This window comes from Rhodococcus sp. Z13, from assembly GCF_025837095.1.
Classification (GTDB): Bacteria; Actinomycetota; Actinomycetes; order Mycobacteriales; family Mycobacteriaceae; genus Rhodococcus; species Rhodococcus sacchari.
Map to the genome: position 1 here is coordinate 679,842 of NZ_CP107551.1, position 25,891 is coordinate 705,732.

25 protein-coding genes and 1 pseudogene are annotated in these 25,891 nt (G+C 70.3%); 15 read left to right on the forward strand and 11 right to left on the reverse strand.

What is annotated here, in order from left to right; all coding sequences use genetic code 11:
- The 5 genes from OED52_RS03185 to purM all read left to right on the forward strand — a co-directional run bounded on the left by OED52_RS03185 (position 1) and on the right by purM (position 5,763).
- Complete coding sequence (locus OED52_RS03185; protein WP_264153254.1) at positions 1-1,776, forward strand: alpha/beta hydrolase; 1,776 nt, start codon at positions 1-3, stop codon at positions 1,774-1,776.
- Between the two features lie 17 nt (positions 1,777-1,793).
- Complete coding sequence (locus OED52_RS03190) at positions 1,794-2,447, forward strand: CPBP family intramembrane glutamic endopeptidase (protein WP_264154563.1); 654 nt, start codon at positions 1,794-1,796, stop codon at positions 2,445-2,447.
- Between the two features lie 11 nt (positions 2,448-2,458).
- Positions 2,459-2,845, forward strand: coding sequence for a sterol carrier family protein (locus tag OED52_RS03195; RefSeq protein WP_264153255.1), 387 nt, complete (start codon positions 2,459-2,461; stop codon positions 2,843-2,845).
- 124 nt (positions 2,846-2,969) lie between these two features.
- Positions 2,970-4,553, forward strand: a complete 1,584-nt coding sequence (gene purF / locus OED52_RS03200) for an amidophosphoribosyltransferase (RefSeq protein WP_264153256.1) — start codon at positions 2,970-2,972, stop codon at positions 4,551-4,553.
- A gap of 136 nt (positions 4,554-4,689) precedes the next feature.
- A complete protein-coding gene (purM, locus tag OED52_RS03205; RefSeq protein ID WP_264153257.1) occupies positions 4,690-5,763 on the forward strand; it encodes a phosphoribosylformylglycinamidine cyclo-ligase in 1,074 nt (357 codons plus the stop codon).
- Positions 5,764-6,088: 325 nt separating this feature from the next.
- Here the strand turns inward: purM and OED52_RS03210 are convergent, their stop codons facing one another.
- The 4 genes from OED52_RS03210 to ygfZ all read right to left on the reverse strand — a co-directional run bounded on the left by OED52_RS03210 (position 6,089) and on the right by ygfZ (position 9,263).
- On the reverse strand, positions 6,089-6,280 hold the full coding sequence (locus OED52_RS03210; protein ID WP_264153258.1) for a DUF3073 domain-containing protein: 192 nt from the start codon (positions 6,278-6,280) through the stop codon (positions 6,089-6,091).
- A gap of 195 nt (positions 6,281-6,475) precedes the next feature.
- The gene (locus tag OED52_RS03215) at positions 6,476-7,456 is read right to left on the reverse strand and encodes an asparaginase (protein ID WP_264153259.1); all 981 of its coding nucleotides are present in this window, start codon (positions 7,454-7,456) and stop codon (positions 6,476-6,478) included.
- Positions 7,453-8,136 carry an MOSC domain-containing protein gene (locus tag OED52_RS03220; protein WP_264153260.1) on the reverse strand — a complete coding sequence of 228 codons (684 nt, stop codon included), beginning with the start codon at positions 8,134-8,136 and terminating at the stop codon, positions 7,453-7,455. Before OED52_RS03220 ends, OED52_RS03215 begins: the two co-directional genes overlap by 4 nt.
- Positions 8,133-9,263: a CAF17-like 4Fe-4S cluster assembly/insertion protein YgfZ gene (gene ygfZ / locus OED52_RS03225; protein WP_264153261.1), complete on the reverse strand. Its 1,131-nt coding sequence runs from the start codon at positions 9,261-9,263 to the stop codon at positions 8,133-8,135. The genes OED52_RS03220 and ygfZ overlap by 4 nt, the downstream gene beginning before the upstream one ends.
- Before the next feature lie 56 nt (positions 9,264-9,319).
- Between ygfZ and OED52_RS03230 the strand changes: the two genes are divergently transcribed.
- The 5 genes and pseudogenes from OED52_RS03230 to cydC all read left to right on the forward strand — a co-directional run bounded on the left by OED52_RS03230 (position 9,320) and on the right by cydC (position 16,345).
- Positions 9,320-10,174, forward strand: coding sequence for an aminodeoxychorismate lyase (locus OED52_RS03230; RefSeq protein WP_264153262.1), 855 nt, complete (start codon positions 9,320-9,322; stop codon positions 10,172-10,174).
- Between the two features lie 213 nt (positions 10,175-10,387).
- Positions 10,388-11,886, forward strand: a pseudogene (locus OED52_RS03235) (cytochrome ubiquinol oxidase subunit I).
- Between the two features lie 12 nt (positions 11,887-11,898).
- Positions 11,899-12,936 (forward strand): cytochrome d ubiquinol oxidase subunit II, encoded by a 1,038-nt coding sequence (cydB, locus tag OED52_RS03240; RefSeq protein WP_264153263.1) that lies wholly within the window; start codon positions 11,899-11,901, stop codon positions 12,934-12,936.
- Positions 12,933-14,681 (forward strand): thiol reductant ABC exporter subunit CydD, encoded by a 1,749-nt coding sequence (gene cydD, locus OED52_RS03245; protein ID WP_264153264.1) that lies wholly within the window; start codon positions 12,933-12,935, stop codon positions 14,679-14,681. Before cydB ends, cydD begins: the two co-directional genes overlap by 4 nt.
- Positions 14,678-16,345, forward strand: coding sequence for a thiol reductant ABC exporter subunit CydC (gene cydC, locus OED52_RS03250; protein WP_264153265.1), 1,668 nt, complete (start codon positions 14,678-14,680; stop codon positions 16,343-16,345). Before cydD ends, cydC begins: the two co-directional genes overlap by 4 nt.
- A 290-nt stretch (positions 16,346-16,635) precedes the next feature.
- Here the strand turns inward: cydC and OED52_RS03255 are convergent, their stop codons facing one another.
- From OED52_RS03255 to OED52_RS03280, 7 genes are all read right to left on the reverse strand, one after another.
- Complete coding sequence (locus tag OED52_RS03255) at positions 16,636-17,301, reverse strand: heme-binding beta-barrel domain-containing protein (RefSeq protein WP_264153266.1); 666 nt, start codon at positions 17,299-17,301, stop codon at positions 16,636-16,638.
- Positions 17,302-17,484: 183 nt separating this feature from the next.
- Positions 17,485-17,790, reverse strand: a complete 306-nt coding sequence (locus OED52_RS03260; protein WP_264153267.1) for a DUF1416 domain-containing protein — start codon at positions 17,788-17,790, stop codon at positions 17,485-17,487.
- Between the two features lie 2 nt (positions 17,791-17,792).
- Positions 17,793-18,629 carry a sulfurtransferase gene (locus OED52_RS03265; protein WP_264153268.1) on the reverse strand — a complete coding sequence of 279 codons (837 nt, stop codon included), beginning with the start codon at positions 18,627-18,629 and terminating at the stop codon, positions 17,793-17,795.
- A gap of 102 nt (positions 18,630-18,731) precedes the next feature.
- Positions 18,732-19,196, reverse strand: coding sequence for a DUF4395 domain-containing protein (locus tag OED52_RS03270; RefSeq protein ID WP_264153269.1), 465 nt, complete (start codon positions 19,194-19,196; stop codon positions 18,732-18,734).
- Positions 19,197-19,307: 111 nt separating this feature from the next.
- Complete coding sequence (locus tag OED52_RS20790) at positions 19,308-19,394, reverse strand: putative leader peptide (RefSeq protein ID WP_374112298.1); 87 nt, start codon at positions 19,392-19,394, stop codon at positions 19,308-19,310.
- A 45-nt stretch (positions 19,395-19,439) separates the two neighbouring features.
- Positions 19,440-19,859, reverse strand: coding sequence for a thioredoxin family protein (locus OED52_RS03275; RefSeq protein ID WP_264153270.1), 420 nt, complete (start codon positions 19,857-19,859; stop codon positions 19,440-19,442).
- Positions 19,856-20,638, reverse strand: coding sequence for an LmeA family phospholipid-binding protein (locus tag OED52_RS03280; RefSeq protein ID WP_264153271.1), 783 nt, complete (start codon positions 20,636-20,638; stop codon positions 19,856-19,858). Before OED52_RS03280 ends, OED52_RS03275 begins: the two co-directional genes overlap by 4 nt.
- A 166-nt stretch (positions 20,639-20,804) precedes the next feature.
- Here OED52_RS03280 and OED52_RS03285 point away from each other — a divergent pair, with 166 nt between their 5' ends.
- From OED52_RS03285 to pstA, 5 genes are all read left to right on the forward strand, one after another.
- Positions 20,805-21,602: a winged helix-turn-helix transcriptional regulator gene (locus OED52_RS03285; protein ID WP_264153272.1), complete on the forward strand. Its 798-nt coding sequence runs from the start codon at positions 20,805-20,807 to the stop codon at positions 21,600-21,602.
- Positions 21,599-22,510 carry a mycothiol synthase gene (gene mshD, locus OED52_RS03290; protein WP_264153273.1) on the forward strand — a complete coding sequence of 304 codons (912 nt, stop codon included), beginning with the start codon at positions 21,599-21,601 and terminating at the stop codon, positions 22,508-22,510. Before OED52_RS03285 ends, mshD begins: the two co-directional genes overlap by 4 nt.
- A gap of 194 nt (positions 22,511-22,704) precedes the next feature.
- Entirely contained in the window at positions 22,705-23,829 is a 1,125-nt protein-coding gene (gene pstS / locus OED52_RS03295) for a phosphate ABC transporter substrate-binding protein PstS (protein WP_264153274.1), read from the forward strand.
- Positions 23,830-23,889: 60 nt separating this feature from the next.
- Positions 23,890-24,942 (forward strand): phosphate ABC transporter permease subunit PstC, encoded by a 1,053-nt coding sequence (gene pstC / locus OED52_RS03300; protein ID WP_264153275.1) that lies wholly within the window; start codon positions 23,890-23,892, stop codon positions 24,940-24,942.
- A gap of 4 nt (positions 24,943-24,946) precedes the next feature.
- Positions 24,947-25,858, forward strand: coding sequence for a phosphate ABC transporter permease PstA (pstA, locus tag OED52_RS03305; protein WP_264153276.1), 912 nt, complete (start codon positions 24,947-24,949; stop codon positions 25,856-25,858).
- Positions 25,859-25,891: the final 33 nt, after the last annotated feature.

Below are 25,891 nucleotides of genomic sequence, written 5' to 3' on the forward strand. Positions count from 1 at the left end.
GTGCCGGCCACCCAGGTCGATCGGCTGGCGGCGTTCGAGGTCCGGCAGGGCCGTATCATCGCCGCGGTCACCGACTTCGGTGACCGTCACCCCCTCACCGCGAGGATCTGGGGGTGGCTGCGCCTGGACTTCACCGGCGTCGCCTTCGCCGCGCTGTTCTTCTGCTGGTCGCTGACGCCGTCGTTGCTGCCCCGGGACTGGTTGTTCCAGGGCATCATCGGCGGCATCAACGCCGCGATCGGGTACGGCGTGGGCTGCGTCGTCGGCTGGGCAGGGGCCCGTTTCCTGCTCGCCGACCGTTCCTGGTGGCCACCGCCGCTGCCGGTGCTGCGCGCCATCAAGGTCGCGGTGCCGGTCGCGGCGGTCCTCGCCTCCGTCATCGCCCTCGTCCTGGCGGCGGGGGAACAGCGGGAACTGGCCGCGCTCATGGGTGCGGAGAGCACCACGACCAGCGGTTATCTGCGCACCATCCTGCTGAGTGTGCTCGTCGCGGCGGCGCTCATCGCGGCGTGGCGGGGCCTGCGCGACATCTGCCGCTGGGTGGCGGCGCTGCTGATGCGCCGCACCCGCATGCCGCTCGGGCTCGCCCGGACCCTCGGCGTGCTCGTCGTCGTGCTGATGACCTTCATGCTGATCGACGGCGTTCTGGTCCGTGGCACCTACGCATTCGTCAACCAGGTCTTCAGCCTGCAGGACGACACCACCCGCCCCGGCGCCGAGCAGCCGATGCACCCGGCGAAGTCGGGCAGCCCGGAATCCTTCGCCGCCTGGGACACCCTCGGCTTCGAGGGCCGCAACTTCGTCTCCCGCGGGCTCGACGCCGACGAACTGACCGTCGTCAACGGCACCCCCGCGCTGGAACCGATCCGGGTCTACGTCGGCCTCGACACCGCCCCCACCGCCGAGGAACGCATCGACCTCGTCCTTGCCGAACTCGACCGCACCGGCGCGTTCGAACGCTCCACCCTCGTCCTGATCCCCACCACCGGCACCGGCTGGGTCAACCCCACGGCTGCCCGGGCCATGGAGCTCGTCCACAACGGCGACCTGGCGATGGTGGCCTGGCAGTACTCCTACCTGCCGAGCTGGATCTCCTTCCTCGCCGACCGCGAGAAGGCCGCCGCGGCCGGGAAGATGCTGGTCGAGAGCGTGTACGAACGCTGGTCGCAGCTGCCCGAGGACGACCGCCCCGACCTGTTCCTCTACGGCGAGAGCCTCGGGACGCAGTCGGGGGAGGGTGCCTTCGACAGTCTCGCCGAGATCCGCGCCGAGATGGACGGGGTGCTGTGGGTGGGCCCGCCCAACTCGAACCGGTTGTGGCGCCAGCTCGTCGACCGCCGCGATCCCGGCACCCCCGAGGTGCGCCCGGTCTACGCCGACGGCCTCGTCGTGCGGTTCGCCGACAGCGCCGCGACCATCCACGAGCCGGACACCCCTTGGCTGGCCCCGCGCGTGCTGTACATCCAGCACGCCTCCGACCCGGTGGTGTGGTGGTCCCCGGACCTGTTGTTCACCCGCCCCGACTGGTTGTCGGAACCCCCGGGCCCCGACCGGCTCCCGGAGATGCGCTGGTTCCCGATCGTCACCTTCTGGCAGGTCTCCGCGGACCTCACCAACGCCGCCGGGGTTCCCGACGGGCACGGCCACAACTACGGCACCTCCGTGCTCGACGGATGGATCGCCGTCACCCAGCCCGAGGGCTGGACCGAGAACGACACCGAACGTGTGCGGTTCGCGCTCGAGGCGTTCGCCGACGCCGACGGACCCGAGAAGTGACCGTGCGGCGACCAGCCCTGCGCCGTGCCACAGCGGTGGGTTGTGCGGCGGCGCTGGTCGCGTGGAACGGCGTCGTGCTCCCGGCGATGCGTCTCGGCCCGCGCGGCCGGGCCGCCGCCAACGCCCTGGCCGGGGTGGCGCTGACCGCCGCGACCCGGGCGGCCGGTGTGTCCGCCGGGGAACTGGGTCTGCGGGACCCCGCCCAGGGTGCGCGCTGGGGTGCTGCGGCCGCGCTCGTCCCCGCCGCCGCGTACACGGTGCTGCTCACCGTCCCCGCCGCCCGCCGCCGCATGGCGGCCGGTCCGCGCCGGGCCGATCACGTCGAGTGGATCCTCGTGCACATCCCCTTCGGCACCGTCCTGGCCGAAGAGCTGCTGTTCCGGTCGGCGCTCTACGCGCTCGCGCGCCGCGCCTGGCCGCGACGGGGTGGGGCGCTCGGTGCCGTGACCTTCGGGTTGTGGCACATCGTGCCCGCCCGCAACGGCGGCGACTCGGTGGCCGGCACCGTCCTGCTCACCGGCCTGTCGGGCCTGCTGTTCGACGAACTGCGGCGCCGCAGCGGCAGCGTCGTCGCCCCGATGCTGGCCCATCTGGCGATCAACGTTGGCGGGGCCGTCGCCGTGGGTGTCGCCGCGCCCCCGGATCCCGATCCACGCGACGTGCGGCGATAGGCTGCGGCGACATGGCGCCACGTAGACCAGTCGATCCCGCCGACCTGCGCGCAGCGCTGCTGCGGGTCGGGCCGTGGGTGACGGGGGAGAGCGACGACAAGCCGCCCCGCACCGATCTCGCCGCCGCGGTGCGGCTCAGCGCCCGTACCCTCGAACAGCTCGCGCCCGGCTCGAGCGTCGAGGTGCGCGTGCCGCCCTTCGTGGCGGTGCAGTGCATCGAAGGGCCGCGGCACACCCGCGGAACCCCGCCGAACGTCGTCGAGACCGATCCGCGCACCTGGCTGCGGCTGGTGGTCGGGGTCCTCGGCTTCGACGAGGCCGCCGCCACGGGGTCCGTCGACGCCTCCGGGTCGCGTGCCGGGGAGATCGCCCGGTTGCTCCCGCTCGCCCGACTGTGACCCCTTCAGCCGCCCGCGGCTGTGACCTGCCGGACGGTCGGTCTGCTCACGAGGGCGGGAGCACCCCCTCGGTGGCCGTAGAATGGAGGGTGCCCCGCTTTGTCCAGCCCCAGGGAGCACGTCCGTGACCAGTGCCGATCTGTCGGTCCACACACGTAATCTTCTCGCCTCCACGGAACCCGAGAACGAGCCGCGCGAGGAGTGCGGTGTCTTCGGTGTGTGGGCTCCCGGCGAGGACGTGTCCAAGCTCACCTATTACGGTCTCTACGCTCTGCAGCACCGTGGACAGGAGGCTGCGGGCATCGCCGTGGCCGACGGTTCGCAGGTGCTCGTGTTCAAGGACCTCGGTCTCGTGAGCCAGGTCTTCGACGAGCAGACGCTCGCCGCGATGACCGGCCACATCGCCATCGGCCACTGCCGTTACTCCACCACGGGTTCGACCACCTGGGAGAACGCGCAGCCGATCTTCCGTACCACCGCCGCGGGTTCCGGCGTCGCGCTCGGGCACAACGGCAACCTCGTCAACACCGCGGAGCTGGCCGAGCGCGGCCGTCGCCTCGGTGTGCTGGATCCGACCCGGCCGGGTGCCGCGACCTCGGACTCCGACACCATCGGCGCGCTGCTCGCCCACGGTGCCCGCACCGCGACGCTCGAGGAAGCCGCCATGGAGCTGCTGCCGCAGCTGCGCGGCGCGTTCTGCCTGACCTTCATGGACGAGCACACCCTGTACGCGGCCCGCGACCCGTGGGGCATCCGCCCGCTGAGCCTCGGCCGCCTCGACCGCGGCTGGGTCGTCGCCAGCGAGACCGCCGCCCTCGACATCGTCGGTGCGTCCTTCGTCCGCGACATCGAGCCCGGTGAGCTCCTCGCGATCGACGCCGACGGCGTGCGGTCGTCGCGGTTCGCGAACCCCGAGCCCAAGGGCTGCGTCTTCGAGTACGTCTACCTTGCCCGCCCCGACTCGACGATCGCCGGTCGCTCCGTGCATGCGACCCGCGTCGAGATCGGCCGCCGGCTCGCGAAGGAACACCCGATCGACGCCGATCTCGTCATCCCGGTTCCCGAGTCGGGCACGCCGGCCGCGGTCGGTTATGCGCAGGGCTCGGGTCTGCCCTACGGCCAGGGCCTGATGAAGAACGCCTACGTCGGCCGTACCTTCATCCAGCCGAGCCAGACGATCCGCCAGCTCGGTATCCGCCTCAAGCTCAACCCGCTGCGTGAGGTCATCCGCGGCAAGCGCCTCGTCGTGGTCGACGATTCGATCGTGCGCGGCAACACCCAGCGCGCCCTGATCCGGATGCTCCGCGAGGCCGGTGCCCTCGAGATCCACGTGCGCATCGCCTCGCCGCCGGTCAAGTGGCCCTGCTTCTACGGCATCGACTTCGCGTCGCCGGCCGAGCTGATCGCCAACGGTGCGGGCACCCGCGACAGCGTCGAGGAGGGTCACGACTACGACGAGATGGTCGAGATGGTGCGCCGCTCGATCGGTGCCGACTCGCTCGGTTACATCTCGATCGACGGCATGATCGGCGCCACCGAACAGCCCGCATCCCGTTTGTGCGCTGCGTGTTTCGACGGGCACTACCCGATCGAACTCCCCACCGAACACGCAGTGGGCAAGGATGTTCTCGAAGGCGTCGTCGACACCGACTCCGCCACCCCGACCGTTCTCGACAACGACAACGCGGACGTTCTCAGCCGTCCGTAGAAGCTGGTCGGGTACCGTAAGTGCCGCGGTCGGCACTGTGCGGCGCGTGTTTCGCATGCCCGGACACGGGTGCCCGTTCGCACCACGTAGCCAACGTTCATAGATCGATACAACTCGAGGCTGGAGCCGACAACTCATGACCGAGGACGCAACCCCCGGAGCTTCCTACGCCGCTGCGGGCGTGGACATCGAGGCCGGTGACCGTGCCGTCGAACTGTTCGCGCCGCACGCGAAGAGGGCCACCCGCCCGGAGGTCCTGGGCGGCCTGGGAGGGTTCGCCGGTCTGTTCGCCCTCAAGGGCGGATACAAGGAGCCGCTGCTCGCGGCGTCCACCGACGGTGTCGGCACCAAGCTGGCCGTCGCCCAGGCGCTCGACAAGCACGACACCGTGGGGCTCGACCTCGTCGCGATGGTCGTCGACGACCTCGTGGTGTGCGGTGCGGAGCCGCTCTTCCTGCAGGATTACATCGCCGTCGGCCGGGTCGTCCCCGAGCGCGTGGCGGAGATCGTCGCGGGCATCGCCGAGGGCTGCGTCCAGGCCGGCTGCGCGCTGCTCGGCGGCGAGACCGCCGAGCACCCCGGTGTGATGGCCGCCGACGACTACGACCTGTCCGCCACCGGTGTGGGCATCGTCGAGGCCGACAAGCTGCTCGGCCCCGAGCGCGTGCGCCCCGGCGACGTCGTCATCGCCATGGGCTCCTCGGGCCTGCACTCGAACGGCTACTCGCTGGCCCGCAAGGTGCTGCTCGACATCGACAAGATGAGCCTGACGGCGCACGTCGACGAGTTCGGCCGCACCCTCGGTGAGGAGCTGCTCGAGCCGACCCGCATCTACGCCAAGGACTGCCTGGCGCTCGCCGCCGAGACCGAGGTGCGCACCTTCTGCCACGTCACCGGTGGCGGTCTGGCCGCGAACCTCGCGCGCGTGATGCCGAAGGGTCTCGTCGCCGAGCTCGACCGCACCACGTGGAGCCCCGCGCCGGTGTTCGGGCTCATCGCCCAGCGCGGCCGCGTCGAGCGGGCCGAGATGGAGAAGACGTTCAACATGGGCGTCGGCATGGTCGCGATCGTCGCCCCCGAGGACGTCGACCGCGCGCTGGCCGTGCTCACCGCCCGGCACATCGACTGCTGGACCCTCGGCACCGTCCGTAAGGCCCAGGACGGCTCCGATGAGCGCGCCGTGCTGCTCGGGGACCACCCCCGCTTCTGACGCTCTCAGCGGCGCTCCGGACACGACGAAAGGCCGGTTCCCACGGAAGGTGGGAACCGGCCTTTCGTCGTGTCCTTCGGCTGTGTCCACGGATCCGACCGTGTCGAGGGATCGGCAGTGCCGTCGAATTCGGCGGTATCGCGAATTCGACTGTGTCCGTGGATTCGACGCCGCTCGTGGATTCGGCCGTGCCGACGGATCTTCCGACGGTCGCGTGGTCTCGCGGCGTTGCCGGCGAGACAGCCCCCGGCGTACGCGGACTACACCACCGACGGAGGGGGAGCCGGAAGTCGGCTACCCCCTCCGTCGGAGAGAATGATGTAGGTCAGCGACGCCAGTCGTCGTCGTAATCGTCGTCCCAACCGGAACGCTGATCGGCGAAGACCTCGTCCCGCTGCGAGTTGGGTGCTGCGCCCGACAGCTCTCGCTGGAGGCTCTCGAAGTCGGTGGACGGCGAGCTGTACTTGAGTTGCCGTGCAACCTTGGTCTGCTTTGCCTTAGCCCGGCCGCGGCCCATGGCCAACCCCCTCGCGCTTTGACGGGGCGGCCTGGGGAAGTGGCGGCCCCGGTTCGTTGAGTATTTTCCTGGAGCCCACTTTAGCGTGGAAAACGCTCTTCCGCCTCCCACGACCGGGAAGGCCGGTGTCCGTTACGTCTCATAACGAACTCCGACCTGCGCGAACGGTGTGCGGACTGTGAGAAAGATGCCTCTTCAGAACACCCCCGGGACAGCACGAACCGTGCCGACACGCACTCCACCACCGAGAACGGGCTGCGACGCGAGTCCGGCGAGCCGCTCGACATCGAACGTCGCGGTGTGGCCGAGTTCACTGGTGGCGAGCCGCTGGAGCAGGGCGGCGGTGAGGGGGAGACGGGCCCGCTCGTGCCCGTCGTCGATCTTGAAGGCGAAGGCCGTGCCGTTCGGCAGCGCCCCGGCGTGGATGCCGTCGGCGCCCGCCTTGCACAGCAGTCCGTCCACGGCGCCCATCAGCTCGAGATCGTCCTTGCCGGAGCCGGAGATCAGGAAGGGATGCTCGCGCACGGCGTCGGCGACAGCCCGCTCGGGCGTGCCGGGCTGGGCGGTGACGAGCCGTGAGTAGGCGCGGGCGAGGTTGAACAGCGGCATCGGCACGATCGGCAGACCGCATCCGTCGACACCCAGATCGGTGTCCTCGACGTCGTCCGCCAGCTCCAGGACGGTCTCGGTCACCAGCTGCTGCAGCGGATGGCCGGCGTCGGTGTAGCCGGCGGTGTCCCAGCCGTTCGCGGCGCACGCGGCGAGCATGGCCGCGTGTTTGCCGGAACAGTTCATGTAGACCGGCCGACGCTCCCCGCCGGAGGCGAGCACCTCGGCGCGGGCCCGCTCGTTGCCGGGCACGTCCGCCGGGCACGCCAGGTCGGTCTCCGTGAAACCGGCCCCGTCCAGCAGGCGCTGCACCGCCTCGACGTGCTCGGTCTCGCCCTCGTGGGAGGCGGTGGCGATCGCCAGCTCGGCGCTGTCCCGTGGGACGAATCCGGCCCGCAGCAGCGCGACCGCCTGCAGAGGCTTGTTCGACGAGCGCGGGTAGATCGGCGTGTGGACCTCGCCGAGCGAGACCACGACCTCCCCGGCCGGGTCGAGCACGATCAGCGACCCGCGGTGGACGCACTCCCGGAAACCGGACCGCACCACCTCGACCAGTTCGACACTCAACGGTCCACTCCCTTCTGCGTCTGTCCGACGATGCGCCGGGCCCGCTCCGCGACGGTGGGCGCGAGATCGGTCTGCTGTTCGAGCATCGCGGCGACACGCTCGTGACCGTCGAAGGTGAACAGGTCCCGGACGGTCGCGCCGTGCGCGGGGACGTTCTCGACGACGACGGCGTCGCCCGCCCGCACCGGGCCCTCGGCGACCACCTTCAGATAGGCACCGCAGTCGCCGCGCGCGACGAACCGCTTCGCCCAATCGTCCTCGTCCGCCCAGATGCCGAAGGTGCGGCAGGGATTGCGGGGTCCGGTCACCTCGAGCAGCAACCCGCCGTCACCGACACGCCACCGCTCGCCGACGACCGCCTCGCTGGCGGAGAACCCGGCCACGTGGAGGTTCTCGCCGAACCAGCCGACGGGCAGTTCCCGGCCGAGCTCGGCGCCCCAGCGCCGGGACTCGTCCTGCGAGTAGGCGTAGACGGCTTTGAAGACACCGCCGTGGTTGGCGGTGTCGCACTGGCGGTCGCCGATCAGGCCGAGTTCACCGACGTGCACCGGCCCGTCCACGGGCCGCTTGTCGATGGCGGTGACGGGATTGCGTCGCAGCCCGGTCTCCCGCAGCGTGTGCACCACGCACACGGCGACCACGCTGCCGGCGGCCGTCGACCGCGTCCGTGGCGCGGTCACCGGCCGCGCAACCGGTCGACCGCTGCCCTTCCTGCCGGTACACCCTCGTCCGGTGGTACGGAGTCCGGGTCGATGGAGGCCGCGCACGGTCCGGCGACGAGCGCGGTGTCCGGGGTGATCGTGCGCTTGACGAGGGCCAGGGCGATGGGCCCGAGTTCGAAGTGGTCGACGACGGTGCCGATCCGGCCGACGGGACGGCCCCCGGCGGTAACGGCCTCACCCGTCTCGGGGCGCCCGTCCGCGGAGCCGTCGAGGTGCAGCAGCACGAGATGCCGCGGCGGCTTGCCGAGATTGTGCACGCGGGCGACGGTCTCCTGCCCGCGATAGCAACCCTTGTCGAGGTGGACTGCGCCGTGCTCGGCGGGTCCGCCGATCCAGCGGGCCTCGTGCGGGATGGTGCGGTCGTCGGTGTCCACTCCGATACGCGGGCGCAGCGACTCGACGCGCAGCGCCTCGAACGCCCACGTGCCGGCCGGCCGGACGCCGGCGCCGGTGAGCGCGGTGACGATCCCGGCCAGCCTGTCGCGGGGGACCAGCAGGTCGAAGGCGTCGTCGGTGGGCCAGGGCATCCGCCGCACGAAACCGCCGCCGGGCAGGGCGACCGCGGCGTAGGGCCGGTCGGGCAGCGAGTCTAGGCCGAGGGCCGCCGCAACCTCCGGGCGTCGCGTGTCGGGGCCCAGCAGCGTCAGTACGGCCAGTTCGTTGCCGTCCCGGGGTTCGGCCTTGGACCAGAAGACCATCTTCTTCAGGAAGGCCAGCAGGTCGGCGCCGCGGGCGGGTTCGGTGTCGATCCAGGTGACGCCGTCGAGGTCGGTCTGCACGAAGTGGTGTTCGATGCGGCCGTTGGCGTCGAGGCTCAGGTTCTCCGCGGACGTGCCGTCGGGGAGGGCGGCCACGTGCTGGCTCGAGATGGTGTGCAGCCAGCTCAGGCGCTCCTCGCCGGGAACTGCGATGACGAAGCGGGTGGAGCGGTCCACCACGGCGGCTCCGGTGGAGGCTGCGCGCTGTTCGCCCAGTGGATCGCCGTAGTGCCAGGGCAGTCCGGCATCGGGGCCCTCGGCGGGCGAAGCGACCGCATCGGGAAGGGCGAGCAGGGGACTCTCGGACACGATCGGAGACTCGGTCACGACACCAGTCTATGGGGAACCGGGCCGAGGGGCGGTCAGTGGCTAGGGTGGAGGCCATGGCTGACCGCGTGCTGGTGACATTGGACGGCGAGGTCAGGGATGCCGACGCACCCCTGCTGCACGCCGACGATTTCGGAGTTCTGCGTGGCGACGGCGTGTTCGAGACCCTGCTCGTCCGGAAGGGACGGGCGTGCGCCGTCGAACTGCACCTGGCGCGTCTCGCGGCTTCCGCCGAGGCTGCGGACCTGCTCGAACCCGACCGCGATGCGTGGCGCCGGGCGATCGGCGTGGCGTTGAAGGAGTGGGGCGACGAGCGCGAGGGCGTGTTGCGGCTGGTCTACACGCGTGGCCGTGAAGGAGCCGACGTCCCGACGGCCTTCCTGTTGATGACCCCGGTCGCCGAGCGGGTCGAGAAGGCCCGCCGCGACGGCGTGTCGGTGGTGACGCTCGAGCGGGGTTTCTCCGCGGATCTGGCGCAGCGGGCGCCCTGGCAGCTGCTGGGGGCCAAGACGTTGTCGTATGCGACGAACATGGCGGCGCTGCGGCACGCCGAGTCGGTCGGCGCCGACGACGTCGTCTTCACCAGCTCCGAGGGATACGTGCTCGAGGGTCCGCGGTCGACGGTGCTCGTCGCGCGGGGCCGGTCGCTCGTCACCCCGCCGCCCGAGCAGGGCATCCTGCCCGGCACGACGCAGCAGGCGCTGTTCGACCTTGCGGGGGAGCGGGATCTGGTGGCGCGGTACGAGCCGCTGCGCCCGGCGGATCTGGTGGTCGCCGACGGGGTGTGGCTGATCTCGAGTGTGGCTCTGGCGGTGCGCGTGCACACCCTCGACGGGCACGCGCTGACGCCGCGCTTCCCTGTGGGGGAGCTCGAGAAGCTGGTGGACGAGGCGGTCGACGCGGCGCGCTGAGCGCGATTGTGCTGTCGCGGGGGGGACGGCGCACGATGTGATGTGTGTCCGATGTGTCCGGCGACACGAACGGGTTCCCCTCCACCCTTTCGCTACTACATTCGGTAGTAGCGGGTCGGCCTCCGAGCGAGGCGTACCCGTGCGACCGAGAACCGGAGCGTAGGCCCGCGCTCCGGATTCCCTCTGTACTCGGGGCCTCACCTCGGAGTGGCAATGGACGTGTTGGATCTGTCCCGGTGGCAGTTCGGGATCACGACGGTGTATCACTTCATCCTCGTGCCGCTGACGATCGGCCTCGCGCCGCTCGTCGCGATCATGCAGACGATGTGGGTGGTCACCGGCAAGGACCACTGGTACCGCCTCACGAAGTTCTTCGGGAAGATGTTCCTCATCAACTTCGCGCTCGGTGTCGCCACCGGCATCGTGCAGGAGTTCCAGTTCGGCATGAACTGGAGCGAGTACTCCCGGTTCGTGGGGGACGTCTTCGGCGCACCCTCGCACTCGAAGGCCTCGTCGCCTTCTTCATGGAGTCGACCTTCCTCGGCCTGTGGATCTTCGGCTGGACGCGCCTGCCGAAACTCGTTCACCTCGCGACGATCTGGTTCGTCGCGATCGGCGTGAACGCCTCCGCCTTCTTCATCATCGCGGCGAACTCGTTCATGCAGCATCCCGTCGGGGCCACCTACAACCCCGAGACCGGACGCGCCGAGCTGACGAGCATCTGGGAACTGCTCACCAACAACACCGCGCTGGCCGCGTTCCCTCACGCCGCCACCGGCGGATTCCTCACCGCCGCAACGTTCATCGCCGGCATCGGTGGATGGTGGATGGTCCGCAACATGCGTCGCGCCGCCGCGATCCGCGCCACCGAACCCGGTGAGGCCCAGCGACTCGAGGACGACGCCCGCGGGCTGTTCCGCCCCGCCACCCGCCTCGGCCTGATGGTCATGATCATCTCCGGCATCGGACTCTTCGTCACTGGCGACATCCAGGCCAAGCTCATGTTCGAGCAGCAGCCGATGAAGATGGCCTCGGCCGAATCCCTGTGCCACACCGAGACGGATCCCAACTTCTCGATCCTCACCATCGGTACGCACAACGACTGCGACGGCGTGATCCACGTCCTCGACGTGCCCTACGTGCTGCCCTTCCTCGCGCAGGGCGAATTCACCGATGTGACCCTCGAAGGTGTCGAGGACCTGCAGGCGCAGTACGAGGAGCAATTCGGCCCCGGCAACTACAAGCCCAACCTGTTCGTCACCTACTGGTCGTTCCGCGCGATGATCGGCCTCGCCGCCGGATCCGCGGCACTGGCCCTGGCCGGGCTGTGGGTCACCCGCGGCGGCCGGGTCCCCGACCAGAAGTGGTTCTCGCGGCTGTCGATCATCGCGATCCCCACGCCCTTCCTCGCCAACAGCGCCGGCTGGATCTTCACCGAGATGGGCCGCCAGCCCTGGGTGGTGCACCCGAATCCGACCGGCGTGGACATGATCCGGCTGACCGTCGATCAGGGTGTCTCCGACCACGCGGCCGGAGCGGTGCTCACCTCGCTGATCGCCTTCACCCTCGTCTACGCGGCGCTCGGCGTGGTGTGGTTCTGGCTCATCCGCAAGTACGCGATGGAAGGCCCGCAGGAGCACGACGCCCAGCCGCCGGGCACCGACGACGACACCGACGACACGCAGCCCAAGCAGCTGTCCTTCGCGTACTAGGAGAGTGCGGACATGGGACTCCAGGAAGTCTGGTTCATCCTCATCGCAGTTCTGTTCACGGGCTACTTCGTCCTCGAAGGCTTCGACTTCGGCGTCGGCATGCACTTCCCCGTCCTCGGCCGGGGCAGCAGCCCGGAGGCGGACACCCGCCGCCGGGTGCTGCTCAACACAATCGGCCCGGTCTGGGACGGCAACGAGGTCTGGCTCATCACCGCCGGCGGTGCCCTGTTCGCCGCGTTCCCCGAGTGGTACGCCACCCTGTTCTCCGGTTTCTACCTGCCGCTGTTGCTGATCCTGCTCGCCCTGATCGTGCGGGTGTGCGCCATCGAATGGCGCGGCAAGATCGACGACCCGGCCTGGCGTCGCCGCTGCGATCTGGGCATCATGTTCGGCTCGTGGGTGCCCGCCGTGCTGTGGGGTGTCGCCTTCGCGAACATCGTGCGCGGCGTCGCGATCGACGCCGACAAGCAGTACGTCGGCGGCTTCTTCGACCTGCTCAATCCCTACGCCCTGCTCGGCGGCGCGACCACCGCGATCGTCTTCGCCCTGCACGGTGCGGTCTTCATCGCACTGAAGACCGAGGGGCCGGTCCGCACCGACGCGGTGGCTCTGTCCCGGAAGCTGGCCGTGCCGGCGGTCCTCGTCGCCGGTGCGTTCGTGGTGTGGACCCAGATCGCCTACGGCAAGGGCTGGACGATCGCGCTCGTCGCCGTGGCAGGAGTCTCCCTGCTCGCGGTGGTCGCACTGACCGCCGCCGCACGGGAGGGCTGGGCGTTCGTGTTCACCACCGTCGCGATCGTCGCGACCTCGGTGCTGCTGTTCGCGTCGCTCTTCCCGAACGTCATGCCCTCGACACTCGACCCGTCCTGGTCGCTGACCATCGAGAACGCCTCGTCGAGCCCCTACACTCTGAAGGTCATGACGTGGGCCGCCGCATTCATGACGCCGGTCGTCCTGGCCTACCAGGGTTGGACCTACTGGGTGTTCCGTCAGCGTCTGTCGACCGACCACATCCCGCACTCGATCGGGCTGAAGATCGGCTCGAAGTGACCCTCACCCGCCCGGCCGATCCGTCCGTCACCCCCGCCGGCGCCACCGCGCGCCGGCGGGGGCCGGTGGATCCGCGGTTGTGGCGCCGCTCCGCCTCGGCGCGCGGATATCTCGCGCTGTCCGTGCTCACCTCGGTGGTCGACGTCGTGATGGTCGTGGTCACCGCCCTGGTGATCGGCCGGGTGCTCGCGGGCGTCATCACCACCGACGCCCGGTCCGTCGGCGACTGGTCCCGCGATCTGGCGGTGCTCGCCGGGGCGATCGCCGTGCGGGTCGCGGTGACGTGGCTGCAGTCGCGGTTCGCGCACCGCTCGGCGACCCGCGTCGTCACCGAACTCGAACACGCCGTGCTGACCGCGGCCGCGGATCTCCCGCCCCGCGAACTCGATCCACGCCGCGACGAGATCGCCGTCGTCCTCACCCGCGGACTCGACGGGCTGAAGGACTATCTCACCGGCTACATCCCGGCGCTGATCCTCGCCGTGATCCTCACCCCGGTGACGATCGTCGTCATCGCCCTGCACGACCTCACGTCGGCGATCATCGTCGTCGTCACCCTGCCGCTCATCCCGATCTTCATGATCCTCATCGGCCTGCTCACCAAGGGGAAGGCCGACCGCACGCTGCGCGCGATGACCACCCTGTCGTCGCAACTGCTCGACCTGCTCGCCGGACTGCCGACGCTGCGCGCCCTCGGCAGGGAGAAGGGCCCGGCCGCCCGGGTCCGCGAACTCGGCGACGACCACCGGAAGACCACGATGTCCGCGTTGCGCGTCGCCTTCCTGTCCGGGACGGTGCTGGAGTTCCTGGCGACCCTGTCGGTCGCGTTGGTCGCGGTGAGCATCGGCATGCGGCTGGTGAACGGTTCCATGCCGCTCGAGGCCGGGATCGTCGCGCTGATCCTCGCCCCCGAGGCGTACCTGCCGCTGCGCACCGTGGGCAGCAGGTTCCACGCCGCCGAGGACGGGATGGCCGCCGCCGAGAAGGCGTTCGCCGTGCTCGACGCCGTCCCGCCCGCCGACCGGGCGGACCCGGGCCCGGAAGCGCAGCCCGCCGGCCCCGCCACGGCCTGCGAGATCGTCCTCGCCGGTGTGTCCGTCGCCGGTCGCGACGGGCACGCACCGCACCGGCTCGACGCCGTGTGCCGGCCCGGCCGGATCACCGCGCTCACCGGCGCCAACGGCGCCGGCAAGTCCTCGACCCTGCTCGCCGTGCTCGGCCTCGCCGACCTCGCGGAGGGCTCGGTCACCGTCGACGGCACCCCCGTCCACGGCGACGAGGCGTGGTGGAGCCGCGTCGCGTGGCTGCCGCAGCGACCGGTGCTGCTGCCCGGCACCCTCGCCGACAACCTGCGGCTCACCGGCGCCGACCCCGACTCGGACCTTCTCGACGAGGTTTGTGCCGCAACGGGATTCGACGCGGTTCTGGCCGAGCTACCGGACGGCTGGGACACCCGCGTCGGAACGGGCGGAACCGGACTGTCACTCGGGCAGCGTCAGCGGCTCGCCCTCACCCGCACTCTCGCGTCGCCACGCTCGGTGCTGCTGCTCGACGAGCCCACCGCCCATCTCGACCCCGACTCCGAGGCCACCGTGCTCGCCACCCTGCGCGAACTCGCCCGTGCCGGTCGCACCGTGGTGGTGGTCGCGCACCGACCCACCCTGCTCTCGATCGCCGACGAGATCGTCACCGTCCACTCCGAGCGTGCGGACGCCGCACGGGCGGGCGAGGAGGTGTCCCGATGAACGATCTGCGTCGCGCCATGGCCCTGCTCGAACTCGAATCCCGGCGTGTCCTGACGGCCGTCGCCGCCGGCGTCGCGACCCTCGGCAGCGCCCTGCTGCTGGCGGGCCTGTCGGCCTGGCTGATCGTCCGCGCCTGGGAGATGCCGCCGGTGCTCGACCTGACCGTCGCCGTCGTCGCCGTGCGCGCCCTGGGCATCTCCCGCGGGCTGTTCCGCTACTTCGAGCGACTGGCCACCCACGAGACCGCGCTGCGCGGCACCACCTCGGCTCGCGCGAACCTCTACCGGCGACTCGCCGAGGGCGATCCCGCCGCCGCGGCCGGACTGGGCCGCGGCGACCTGCTCGCCCGCACCGGATCCGACGTCGACGCGCTCGGGGACGTGGTGGTCCGCGCCCTCGTGCCCATCGCCGTGGCCGCGGTGCTGTCCGTCGCGGCGGTGGTGACCCTCGCGGTCATCACACCCGCCGCCGGGGCGGTGCTCGCCGTCGCCCTGCTCGTCGCGGGAGTGCTGGCACCCTGGCTGTCCGCGCGGGCGGCCGCCACCGCCGACGCCCGCGCCGACGCCGCACGCACCCGGTTCACCGAGGACGCCGTCACCGTCCTCGACCACGCGGCGGAACTGCGGGTCGCGGGACGGCTGGCGCCGCTCGCACGCCGGGCCCGCGCCTCGAACGTCGCGTCGGTCCGCGCCACCGACCGGTCGGCGGTTCCCTCGGCGTTCGCCGACGCCGCGGCACCCCTCGCCGTCGGGGCGAGCGTCCTCGGGTCGCTGCTGATCGGCATCACCGTCTTCGGCTCCGCCCCCGACGCGATGAGCCCGACCACCCTGGGTGTGCTCGTGCTGCTGCCGCTGTCGGCCTTCGAGGCCACCTCCGTGCTCCCGGCTGCGGCCCAGACCCTCAACCGGGCCCGCTCGGCGGCCGGGCGGATCGTGGACCTGCTCGACCGGGCGGATCGCCCGGTGCCGCGCGGCACCGCACCGGCCGACGGGCCGGGCCGGCTGCAGGCCGTGGGGTTGTGCAGCGGCTGGCCGGACGGGACGGTCACCGCACCGCTAGATCTCGACGTGCCCTCCGGCAGCCGGATCGCGATCGTCGGGAGCAGCGGCAGCGGCAAGACCACCGCCCTGATGACCCTGGCGGGACTGCTCCCGCCCCGCGCCGGGGCGGTCACCCTCGACGGCACCGACCTCGTCGACGTGGATCCGGACGCCCTGCGCCGCCGCATCGGTTTCTTCGCCGAGGACGCGCACCTGTTCGACACGTCGATCCTCGAGAACCTGCGGGTCGCGCGGGGGGACATCGACGAGGACGAGGCACGCACCGCCCTCGCCGCGGTCGGGCTGGGGGAGTGGGTGGACGGGTTGCCGGACGGCGTCCACACCGTGCTCGGTGCGGGAGCCCGGACGGTCTCCGGTGGTCAGCGGAGACGCATCCTGCTGGCCCGGGCGCTGCTGTCGCCGGCACAGATCCTGCTGCTCGACGAACCCACCGAGCATCTCGACGACGAGGCGGCGGAGCAGTTGCAGCGCCGGCTCCTCGACCGGGAGGCCGGTCTCGTGGACCCGGATCGCAGTGTCGTGGTCGTCACGCACCGGCTGCCCTGTGACACCGCAGCCGACCGGGTTGTTCGCGTCGAGAAAAATGCGTTGCCCGCCTCGTGAACCGAGCGTAGTTTCGCTGGTACACGAGGAAGGAGGTGGTCTGAAAGTGGTAGATATTCGGACGCGTGAGGTGGCTACCCGCTAGCTGCTCGCCGACGACGGAATTCACCGACCGCGCGTGCGGCTGGCGAATCCCAGGTAGTCACCCGGCCCCCGAGTCCCCGATCCGTCCGATCGGGATCACCGGTACGACGGAGCGATCCGTCCCGGCGACACGGCTCGGGGGTCGTCCGCGTTCGGGGAAGCGTTCCCGGCGGTGTGTTCGCGGAGGGAGTGCGGAGCCGCCGCGGTCAGCCGACGTAGCGCGTCAGCCGCGCGGACATTCGGGGCTTCAGCTCGCCGTCGGCGGTGACCCGCTCCTCGACGTAGGCCAGATCGCCGCCGTCCACGATGCCGTAGAGACGCTTGGCGCCGCCGACGACCTCACCGGACTTGGTACGGATGACGACGTCGGTCGCGACCTCCCAGGAGGACTGCGTCAGCGCGGTGCCGTAGTACAGCTCGACCACACCGGAGCTGTGCGTCAGCAGCAGCTCCAGGGTCTCGGGATCGTCGCTGCCGGGAGCACCCTTGCCGGACACCCGCCAGAAGCCGCTCTCACGACGGTCCTCGGCGACGTACGCCCCGGACTCGTCGAGACGCCACGACCGGGCCTCCCAGGTGAGGAACTCCCCGCCGTTGTGTGCGACGACGATCTGCTGACCGAACGGGTAGTCGCCGGTCTCGGGATCGTTGGCCTCGCCCTCGCCGCGCCACACGCCGACCATCGGCAGGACCGCGAGCAGGGCGGGGTTCAGATCCGGACCGAGCCGCAGGTTCGCGGTGTCCTCGGCGCCCGGCAGTCCCTCGAGAACGGGGATGTTGAGCTCTGCGGTGACGCGTGCGCGTTCGGCCGCCCGAGCGATGGCCTCGTCGCCGCTACGTCGCGCGCCGCCGTCCGATCCGGCGCCGGTCACGATCCGTCGGTGACGACGCGGTAGATGGTGTACAGCGCGAACCAGGTGATGAGCACCGCCGCGACGACCAGGAGAATTTCGAAGAAGATGACCACGCGGTCATTCTAGACGGCGTACTTTCCACCGCACGACGAAGGGCCCCGCTCCACCGGAGCGGGGCCCTTCGGTCGGTCGTCCGTGTGACTACTTGGCGACCGTCACGTCGACGTTGTGCACGCCGGGAGCCGTCGGGCTCACGGTCGCGGTGCCGTTGCCGGAGCTCGACAGCGCACGGACCTTCCAGTCGCCGGGGGCGGCGAAGAAACGGAAGTCGCCGGTCGCCGAGGCGACGACCTCGGCGGTGAACTCGTCGGTGCTGTCGAGCAGACGCACGAAGGCGCCGCCCACGGGCTCACCGTCGGCGTTCAGGACACGGCCGGTGATGACCGTCTCCTTCTCGGTGTCCACGCCGGCGGGCAGGGTCTGGGTCTGGACGGGGGCTCCGCACATGATCAGTTGACCTCCAGTTCGATCGGGGCGCCGACGAGCGAGCCGTACTCGACCCAGCTGCCGTCGTAGTTCTTGACGTTCTTCTTGCCGAGGATCTCCTGCAGCACGAACCAGGTGTGGCTCGAGCGCTCGCCGATACGGCAGTAGGCGATGGTCTCCTTGCTGTCGTCGAAGCCCTTCTCGGCGTACAGCTTCTCGAGTTCCTCGTCGGACTTGAAGGTGCCGTCCTCGTTGGCGGTGGTGCTCCACGGGATGTTGATGGCACCGGGGACGTGGCCGCGCTGCTGGGCCTGCTCCTGCGGGAGGTGGGCCGGGGCGAGGATCTTGCCGGAGAACTCGTCGGGCGAGCGCACGTCGACGATGTTCTTGGTGCCGATCGAGTCGATCACCTCGTCGCGGAAGGCGCGGATCGAGTGGTCGGGCTCGGCGGCCTTGTACTCGGTGGCCGGGCGGGTGACCTCGTCCTTCGACAGCGGACGGCCGTCGAGCTCCCACTTCTTGCGGCCACCGTCGATGAGCTTGACGTCCTTGTGCCCGTAGATCTTGAAGTACCAGTAGGCGTAGGCGGCGAACCAGTTGTTGTTACCGCCGTAGAGCACGACGGTGTCGTCGTTGGCGATGCCCTTGCGGGAGAGCAGCTCGGAGAACTGCTCGCGGTTCAGGAAGTCGCGGCGGACGCCGTCCTGCAGGTCCTTGCGCCAGTCGAGCTTGACGGCACCCTCGATGTGCCCACCGTCGTAGGCGCTGGTGTCCTCGTCGACCTCGACGAAGACGACCTTCGGGGTGCCGAGGTTCTGCTCGGCCCAGTCGGCGGAGACCAGGACGTCGGAGCGAGCCATGGATGTTCCTTTCGGGTGATGGATCTGCGAGTTTCTGTCCCGGCACGCGGAGGATCCCCCGCGCCGGTGAGGATGTACGGGATGTCGGTCGGTGACCGCCGGTCAGGCGGCCACGCGACGCATTCGGGCGATCAGCGGGTAGATACGGCAGCCCAGGCAGACACCGAAAGCGGCGTTGAGCAGTGCCGCGAACAGGGCGAACCCTGCGGCGACCGCCCCCAGAACGACCGCGCCGGTGAGGAACCCGACGGTTCCGACGGCGGCGAAGACGAATCCGACCAGCTGCGCGAACCGCAGCGGCTCCACCGGCTCGGTCTCGGTCGGAGCACCGAGGCGGGGAGCGACGAGACGGGCGAAGAGCGCACCGTACGGGCTGCGGCGCGGCCCGAGCGCTGCTCCGAGCGCGAACACGATCGTCTGGACGGCCAGGATCACGGCCGCCGCGACGGGAGAGAACGCAGCGGCGACCAGGGCGACGACGAGGACACCGGTGGTGATCCAGGCTGCGAAACGGGGACCTCGAACGTCGACCTGTCGGACGGGCGTTCCGGAGGTGGTACCGGACATGGGGAAACTCCTGCTGGAATCGATATCGCTGGGCGGTGATCGACGGTGGACCGCGGGCGATTCGTGTGTGGGGCGGTACGGGCCGCCGCTACGGAAAGGTCGCCGGAACGGTCAACAGCAGGGACAACAACAGCCACCGAGGCGGCACAGATCGACTGCGCGGCGTCGGGTGAGCATCAGCTCGTGGCGGTTCTGCACGTGTGGCAGTTTAGCCGACTTGCCGCAGGAGAGAACCCCCGGGGATCACAGGGAGGCGAGGGCCGTGCGCAGGTCCTCCGCGGTCGGCACACCCGACGCGCGGAACCGCTCCCGGCCCGCTCCGTCGAAGACGAACGTCGTGGGCAGCGACAGCACACCGAGTTTCCTTGCCGGCAGCGGGTTCTCGTCGAGATCCAGTTCGACGTCGCGGGCGCTGCCCGGTGCGGTGTCGAGTACCTGCGTGACCACGCGGCGCACCGCCGCGCAGGGTCCGCACCAGGACGCGGAGAAGTGCAGGACCACCGGTACGCCGACCCCGACCCCGACCGCGGCGAGCACCGGATCGAGTTCGGGGGCCGCGGCGCCGGCGTCGACGGCGCGGAAGGTGCCCGACCGGACGCGCAGGAGCATCCCGGCGCCGAGTGTGGCGACAATCACGACGAGAAGAACGACGAGTGCGATCATGCCGGCGTCTGCACCTCCTGCAGATCGATGACGGTGTCGTGGACCTCGCCCTCGACGACGATGCGCGACCCGCGCGCCTCGACCGACGTGGGCCGGACCCCGAAGGGCAGATTCTGCGGCTCGATCGTGGTGGTGAACAGACCGAGCACGGTGGGCTTCAGGATCTCCGGGACCGTGAAGTCGGCACGGCCCTCGGGCCCGAAGTACAGATCCGACGCGACGATGTGGACGCGGTCGCCGTCGAGGATCAGATCGGCCTGGACGCTGACCGTCGCCTCCTCCGGTCCGATGGGCACCGTGCCGGTGAGGACGACGCCGCCGGCGGTGGTCGGGCCGGACCCGCCGGAGCCGCCCGTGCCGTCGGACTTGTTCTCGGGCGGGGCGGAAACCTGCAGGTCAGGGATGCCGTAGAGCTGTCCGAGTTCGGTCGCGTCGATCAGGATGCGGCCGTAGAGCAGGTCGACGGGAACGGACCGGATCGACCCGTCGAGCACGTCGCCGGCCGCGGCGTGCGCACCGATGAGATTGGCCTCGACCGTGATGTCCCCGAGCAGCTCGGTGTGGAAGTTGTCGGCCACGATCTCGACGTTCTCGTAGTGGCCGTTGCGGGCCTGGAGGAGGAACGGGAAACCGTGGATCGTCACGGCCGGATCGGCCTCCAGCGTCCCGCCCTCGCGCAGCGCGCGGGAGACGCGGTACTCGGACCAGGCCGCCGCCCCGCAGTCGGCGAGGACGGCGAGGCCGAGCAGGACGACGAGACCGAAGAGGAGTTTGCGCACGCCCCCATTGTGTCGGACGCGCGCGGACGGGTGCCGTGGCCGTACGCTGCTGGCGTCGTACCCGGGAATTCTTCTGCTTACATGCCGGTAACAAAAGGAGCGTTACTGTGTACCACAACGTAGACGACCACGATCCGCGCAGGTCGCGCGAAGAAATGGAGGCCCAGTGGAGCTGCTCCTTCTGACCTCCGACCCGAATCCGGACGCCGTCCTTCCGTCGCTCGCACTGCTCGCGCACACGGTCAGGCCGGCCCCGACAGAGGTGTCCTCCCTGCTGGAGGCGGGTTCCGCGGACATCGCCATCGTCGATGCCCGATCCGACCTCGCGGCAGCGCGGGGACTGTGTCGGTTGCTCGGAAGCACGGGCTCGGCAATTCCTGTGGTCGCGGTGCTCACCGAAGGTGGCCTGGTCGCCGTCAACCCCGAATGGGGCCTCGACGACATTCTGCTCTCCACGACGGGACCGGCCGAACTCGACGCGCGTCTGCGACTGCTGATCGGACGGACCGGCGGTCCGGTGGGGCCGGAGCACACCGGCAAGATCACCCTCGGCGAACTCACCATCGACGAGGGCACCTACACCGCCCGACTGCGGGGACGCCCCCTCGACCTGACCTACAAGGAATTCGAGCTCCTGAAGTACCTCGCGCAGCACGCCGGCCGGGTGTTCACCCGCGCCCAGCTGCTGCAGGAGGTGTGGGGCTACGACTTCTTCGGCGGCACCCGCACCGTCGACGTGCACGTCCGTCGTCTGCGCGCCAAGCTCGGCCCCGAGCACGAGGCGCTGATCGGCACCGTCCGCAACGTCGGTTACAAGGCGGTCCGCCCCTCCACCCGAGCCGGCAAGGGCGGCAGCACCGTGGCCGACGCCGACGCCGACGCCGACGCCGACGACATCGATCTCGACGACACCTTCCTCGACGACGCCGAGCCGGGGGATTCCGGGGCACAATTCGTGGAATGAGCCTCTCCCCGGATTTCGTCGTCCGTCCCTCCGCCGATCACGTCGACGCCGTGCGCGCCCTGCTGGCGCGCGCCACGGAGACCGACGGCACCGCGCCGATCTCCGAGCAGGCGGTGCACTCGCTCACCCGCGATCTCGGCGCGCGGCACCTCGTCGCCGTGGCCGAGGACGGCACCGTCACCGGCTATGCCAACGTCGTGCCCGCGCAGGACGGGCATCCCGCGATGGCCGAGGTCGTCGTCGACCCGCCGCGCCGCGGCCACGGCCTCGGCCGGGACCTCGTGGCGCGGGCGCTCGACGAGGGCGGCGACGGCACCCGGGTCTGGGCGCACGGCGACCTGCCCGCCGCGCAGGCGGTCGCACGGCATCTCGGCCTGACCGGGGTGCGCGAGCTGCTGCAGATGCGCCGGTCGCTCACCGAACCCGACCTGCCCGCACTCGAGGTCCCGGACTCGGTGCTGCTGCGCACCTACGCCGGCCCGCAGGACGACGCCGAACTGCTCCGTGTCAACGCCGCCGCCTTCTCCTGGCATCCCGAGCAGGGCCGGTGGACCGCCTCCGACGTCGAGGACCGCCGCCGCGAGTCGTGGTTCGACCCGGAGGGCCTGTTCCTCGCGTTCGACCCCGCCGACCCCGACCGGCTGCTGGGCTTCCACTGGACCAAGGTGCACCCCGCCACCGCCTCCGACCCGGAGCTCGGCGAGGTGTACGTCGTGGGCATCGACCCGGAGGCGCAGGGCCGGGGACTCGGGCGCCTGCTCACCCTCGCCGGCCTGCACCACCTGCGCGACCGCGGGCTGCCCACGGTGCTGCTGTACGTCGAGGGCGACAACACCGCCGCTCTGAACACCTACGGCAAGCTCGGCTTCGAGCGGTTCCACGTCGACGTCGCGTACGCGCGGACATAGTCCTGCTCGCTCCGCGAGCGGTTCCGGGTGATCGTCGACACACCATCGCCAGGTGTATCCGTCCTGTTCACGTTCCGTTCACCTTCGGTCGTCCGGTTGGCCACCGGACGCTTCTAGCTTCTTCTTCGGGCCGGGGATCAGCCCCGGCCCGCGCCCATCGGCGCGGTCGTGGAGCGACGTCCGAAGGAGAACAGGTGAATCTCGAGCGCAAGGTTGCTCTGCTCGGTGCGGTGGCCGCGGGTGCCCTCACCCTCGCCGCGTGCGGTACCGACGACAACTCCGGCTCCGTGGACGTCGACGCGTCCGCCTCCGCCGCCACCTGCGACGGCAAGGCCAACCTGTCGTCCGCGGGGTCCTCGGCGCAGAAGAACGCCATGGACCAGTTCGTGTCCACCTACATCGCGGTGTGCAATCAGAAGGGCGCGAACGTCAACGTCGCGTACAACCCCACCGGTTCCGGCGACGGCCGCACCCAGTTCGCCGCGAAGCAGATCGACTTCGCCGGTTCCGACTCCGCGATCACGGGGGAGCAGGCCGCGCAGGCCGCCGAGCGCTGCGCAGGCAACCCCGCCTGGAACCTGCCGCTGGTCTTCGGCCCGGTCGCCCTGGCCTACAACATCGACGGTGTCGACGACCTCGTGCTCGACGCCGAGACCACAGCGAAGATCTTCAACGGCTCGATCACGAAGTGGAACGACCCGGCCATCGCCGCCCTCAACGAGGGGATCGAGCTGCCGGACGCCGGCATCACCCCGATCGTGCGGTCCGACTCGTCGGGCACCACCGACAACTTCCAGCAGTACCTCGAGACCGCGTCGAACGGCGCCTGGACCAGCGGTGCCGGATCCGACTTCACCGGCGGGGTCGGAGAGGGCGCGAAGGGCTCGGCCGGTGTCGCCCAGGCCGTGGCCGGTTCACCGAACTCCATCACCTACGTCGAGAAGTCCTTCGCCGACCAGAACGGTCTGTCCGTCGCGCGGATCGACAACGGCTCCGGCCCCGTCGAGCTGACCGAGGAGACCGCCGGCAAGGCGATCGAGGGCGCCGAGTTCGTCCCGGCCTCCGAGGGCGACCTGACTCTGGACCTGTCGTCGATCTTCGGCAGCTCCGAGGAGGGCGCCTACCCGCTGGTGCTCGCCACCTACGAGATCGTCTGCTCCGCCGGATACGACGCCGACACCGCTGCCGCCGTGAAGTCCTTCCTGATCTCCGCCGCGACCGAAGGCCAGGACGGGCTCGCCGAGCAGGGCTACGTCCCGCTGCCGGAGACCTTCAAGACCCGGCTCACCGAGTCGATCGACGCGATCACTGCAGAGTGACCAACCGATCATCGACCCGACCGTCGCTGCCGAATACGCTGAGAAGGATTGAGAGCGCACATGAGTGACGCGCCTGTCACGTCGGTTCCTCTCTCGACCGACGAACCGACCCGCTCGGGAACGGGCGGCCCCACCGGCAGCACGGAGGACACGATCGGTACCCCACCCTCACCGGAACGCACCCGCAAGACGGTCGTGCGCCCGGGCGACAGGATCTTCGGTTCACTGGCCACCGGCTCGGCCGTCCTGATCTCCGTGATCATCGGCGCCATCGCCGTCTTCCTGGTGTGGCGCGCCGTGCCCGCCCTGGAACGCAACCAGGTCAACTTCCTCACCAGCCGCGAATGGATCACCCAGGACGTCGCCGACATGGCGTTCGGTGTCCTCGACCTGTTCCAGGTGACGGTCCTCGTCTCGCTCTTCGCGCTGGCCCTGGCGATGCCCGTCGCCCTCGGCATCGCGATCTTCCTGACGATGTACTGCCCGGATCGCGTCCGGAAACCGCTCGCGTACGTGATCGACCTGCTCGCCGCGGTCCCGTCCATCGTCTACGGCCTGTGGGGCATGCTCGTCCTCGCACCCTTCCTGCGTCCCGTCGCGGAATGGCTCAACACCAACCTCGGCTGGTTCCCGCTGTTCGCGACCGGAAGCGGCTCCATCATGGGTGGCGGCACGATCTTCACCGCGGGCATCGTCCTGGCCGTGATGATCCTGCCGACGATCGCCGCGGTCAGCCGCGAGGTGTTCGTGCAGACTCCCGTCTCCCACGTCGAGGCCGCCCTCGCGCTCGGCGCCACCCGCTGGGAAGTGGTGCGCACCGCCGTCATCCCGTTCGGCAAGTCCGGCTACATCAGCGGGTCGATGCTCGGTCTCGGCCGCGCGCTCGGCGAGACCATGGCGCTCTACCTCATCCTGCGCACCACCTCGCAGCCGTTCTCGTGGTCGCTGTTCGACGGCGGCGCGACCATCGCCTCCAAGATCGCCCTCGGCTATGCCGAGTTCAACAACGACATCCAGGCCGGCGCCTACATCGCCGCCGGTCTCGTACTGTTCGTGCTCACCTTCGTGGTCAACGCCGCCGCGCGCATGATCGTCGCAGGAAAGAAGGACTGACCCCGTGTCGACCACCACGCTCGTCTCTCCGGTCAAGACCCCCACCTTCCAGAAGGTCGGCGGCCGCCGCCGGATCAAGGACGTCGCCGCCACCGTGCTGGTGACCCTGTCGGTCCTCGTCGCGCTCGTGCCGCTGGCCTGGGTGCTGATCACCGTGATCGCGAAGGGCCTGCCGGCGCTGTTGTCGGCGACCTGGTTCACGCACTCGCTCAGCGGCCTGACGGCCTCCTCGACGGGCGGTGGCATCTACCACGCGCTGGTCGGCACCCTGCTGCAGGGACTGGTCTGCGCGGTCATCTCGATCCCGCTCGGTGTGTTCGTCGCGATCTACCTCGTCGAGTACGCGGGCGGGTCGAAGCTGGGGCGGATCACCACGTTCATGGTCGACATCCTCAGCGGTGTCCCTTCGATCGTCGCGGCGCTGTTCGTCTACGCCCTGTGGGTGTCGACCTTTGGCATGCCCAAGTCGGGTTTCGCGGTGGCCCTCGCCCTGGTGCTGCTGATGGTGCCGGTCGTGGTGCGCAGCACGGAAGAGATGCTGCGGATCGTGCCGCAGGATCTGCGCGAGGCGTCCTACGCCCTCGGCGTGCCGAAGTGGAAGACCATCGCCCGGATCGTGCTGCCCACCTCGCTCGCCGGCATCGTCACCGGCATCATGCTGGCCCTGGCCCGCGTCATGGGTGAGACCGCGCCGCTGCTGATCCTCGTGGGCTACGCCCCCTTCATCAATTTCGACCTGTTCGGCGGTGAGCAGGGCACCCTCCCGGGTGTCATGGTCGCCGAGATGAACAACCCGACCGCCGCCGGTTCCCAGCGCATCTGGGGTGCCGCGCTCACCCTGATCCTCGTCATCGCGGTCCTCAACATCGCCGCGAAGCTGATCAGCCGGTACTCGCAGGTCGGTTCCCGGAAGTAACCCTTTCAGACCTCTTCTCACCCCCGATACACC

Bases quoted from the DNA above. Each gene is read 5' to 3' on its own strand.
- cydB (WP_264153263.1), top strand. From the start codon at position 11,899: ATGGGACTCCAGGAAGTCTGGTTCATCCTCATCGCAGTTCTGTTCACG.
- pstC (WP_264153275.1), top strand. From the start codon at position 23,890: ATGAGTGACGCGCCTGTCACGTCGGTTCCTCTCTCGACCGACGAACCG.
- OED52_RS03270 (WP_264153269.1), bottom strand. From the start codon at position 19,196: ATGTCCGGTACCACCTCCGGAACGCCCGTCCGACAGGTCGACGTTCGA.
- OED52_RS03260 (WP_264153267.1), bottom strand. From the start codon at position 17,790: ATGTGCGGAGCCCCCGTCCAGACCCAGACCCTGCCCGCCGGCGTGGAC.
- mshD (WP_264153273.1), top strand. From the start codon at position 21,599: ATGAGCCTCTCCCCGGATTTCGTCGTCCGTCCCTCCGCCGATCACGTC.
- purM (WP_264153257.1), top strand. From the start codon at position 4,690: ATGACCGAGGACGCAACCCCCGGAGCTTCCTACGCCGCTGCGGGCGTG.
- OED52_RS03265 (WP_264153268.1), bottom strand. From the start codon at position 18,629: ATGGCTCGCTCCGACGTCCTGGTCTCCGCCGACTGGGCCGAGCAGAAC.
- OED52_RS03275 (WP_264153270.1), bottom strand. From the start codon at position 19,859: ATGATCGCACTCGTCGTTCTTCTCGTCGTGATTGTCGCCACACTCGGC.
- cydC (WP_264153265.1), top strand. From the start codon at position 14,678: ATGAACGATCTGCGTCGCGCCATGGCCCTGCTCGAACTCGAATCCCGG.
- OED52_RS03230 (WP_264153262.1), top strand. From the start codon at position 9,320: ATGGCTGACCGCGTGCTGGTGACATTGGACGGCGAGGTCAGGGATGCC.
- OED52_RS03210 (WP_264153258.1), bottom strand. From the start codon at position 6,280: ATGGGCCGCGGCCGGGCTAAGGCAAAGCAGACCAAGGTTGCACGGCAA.
- OED52_RS03195 (WP_264153255.1), top strand. From the start codon at position 2,459: ATGGCGCCACGTAGACCAGTCGATCCCGCCGACCTGCGCGCAGCGCTG.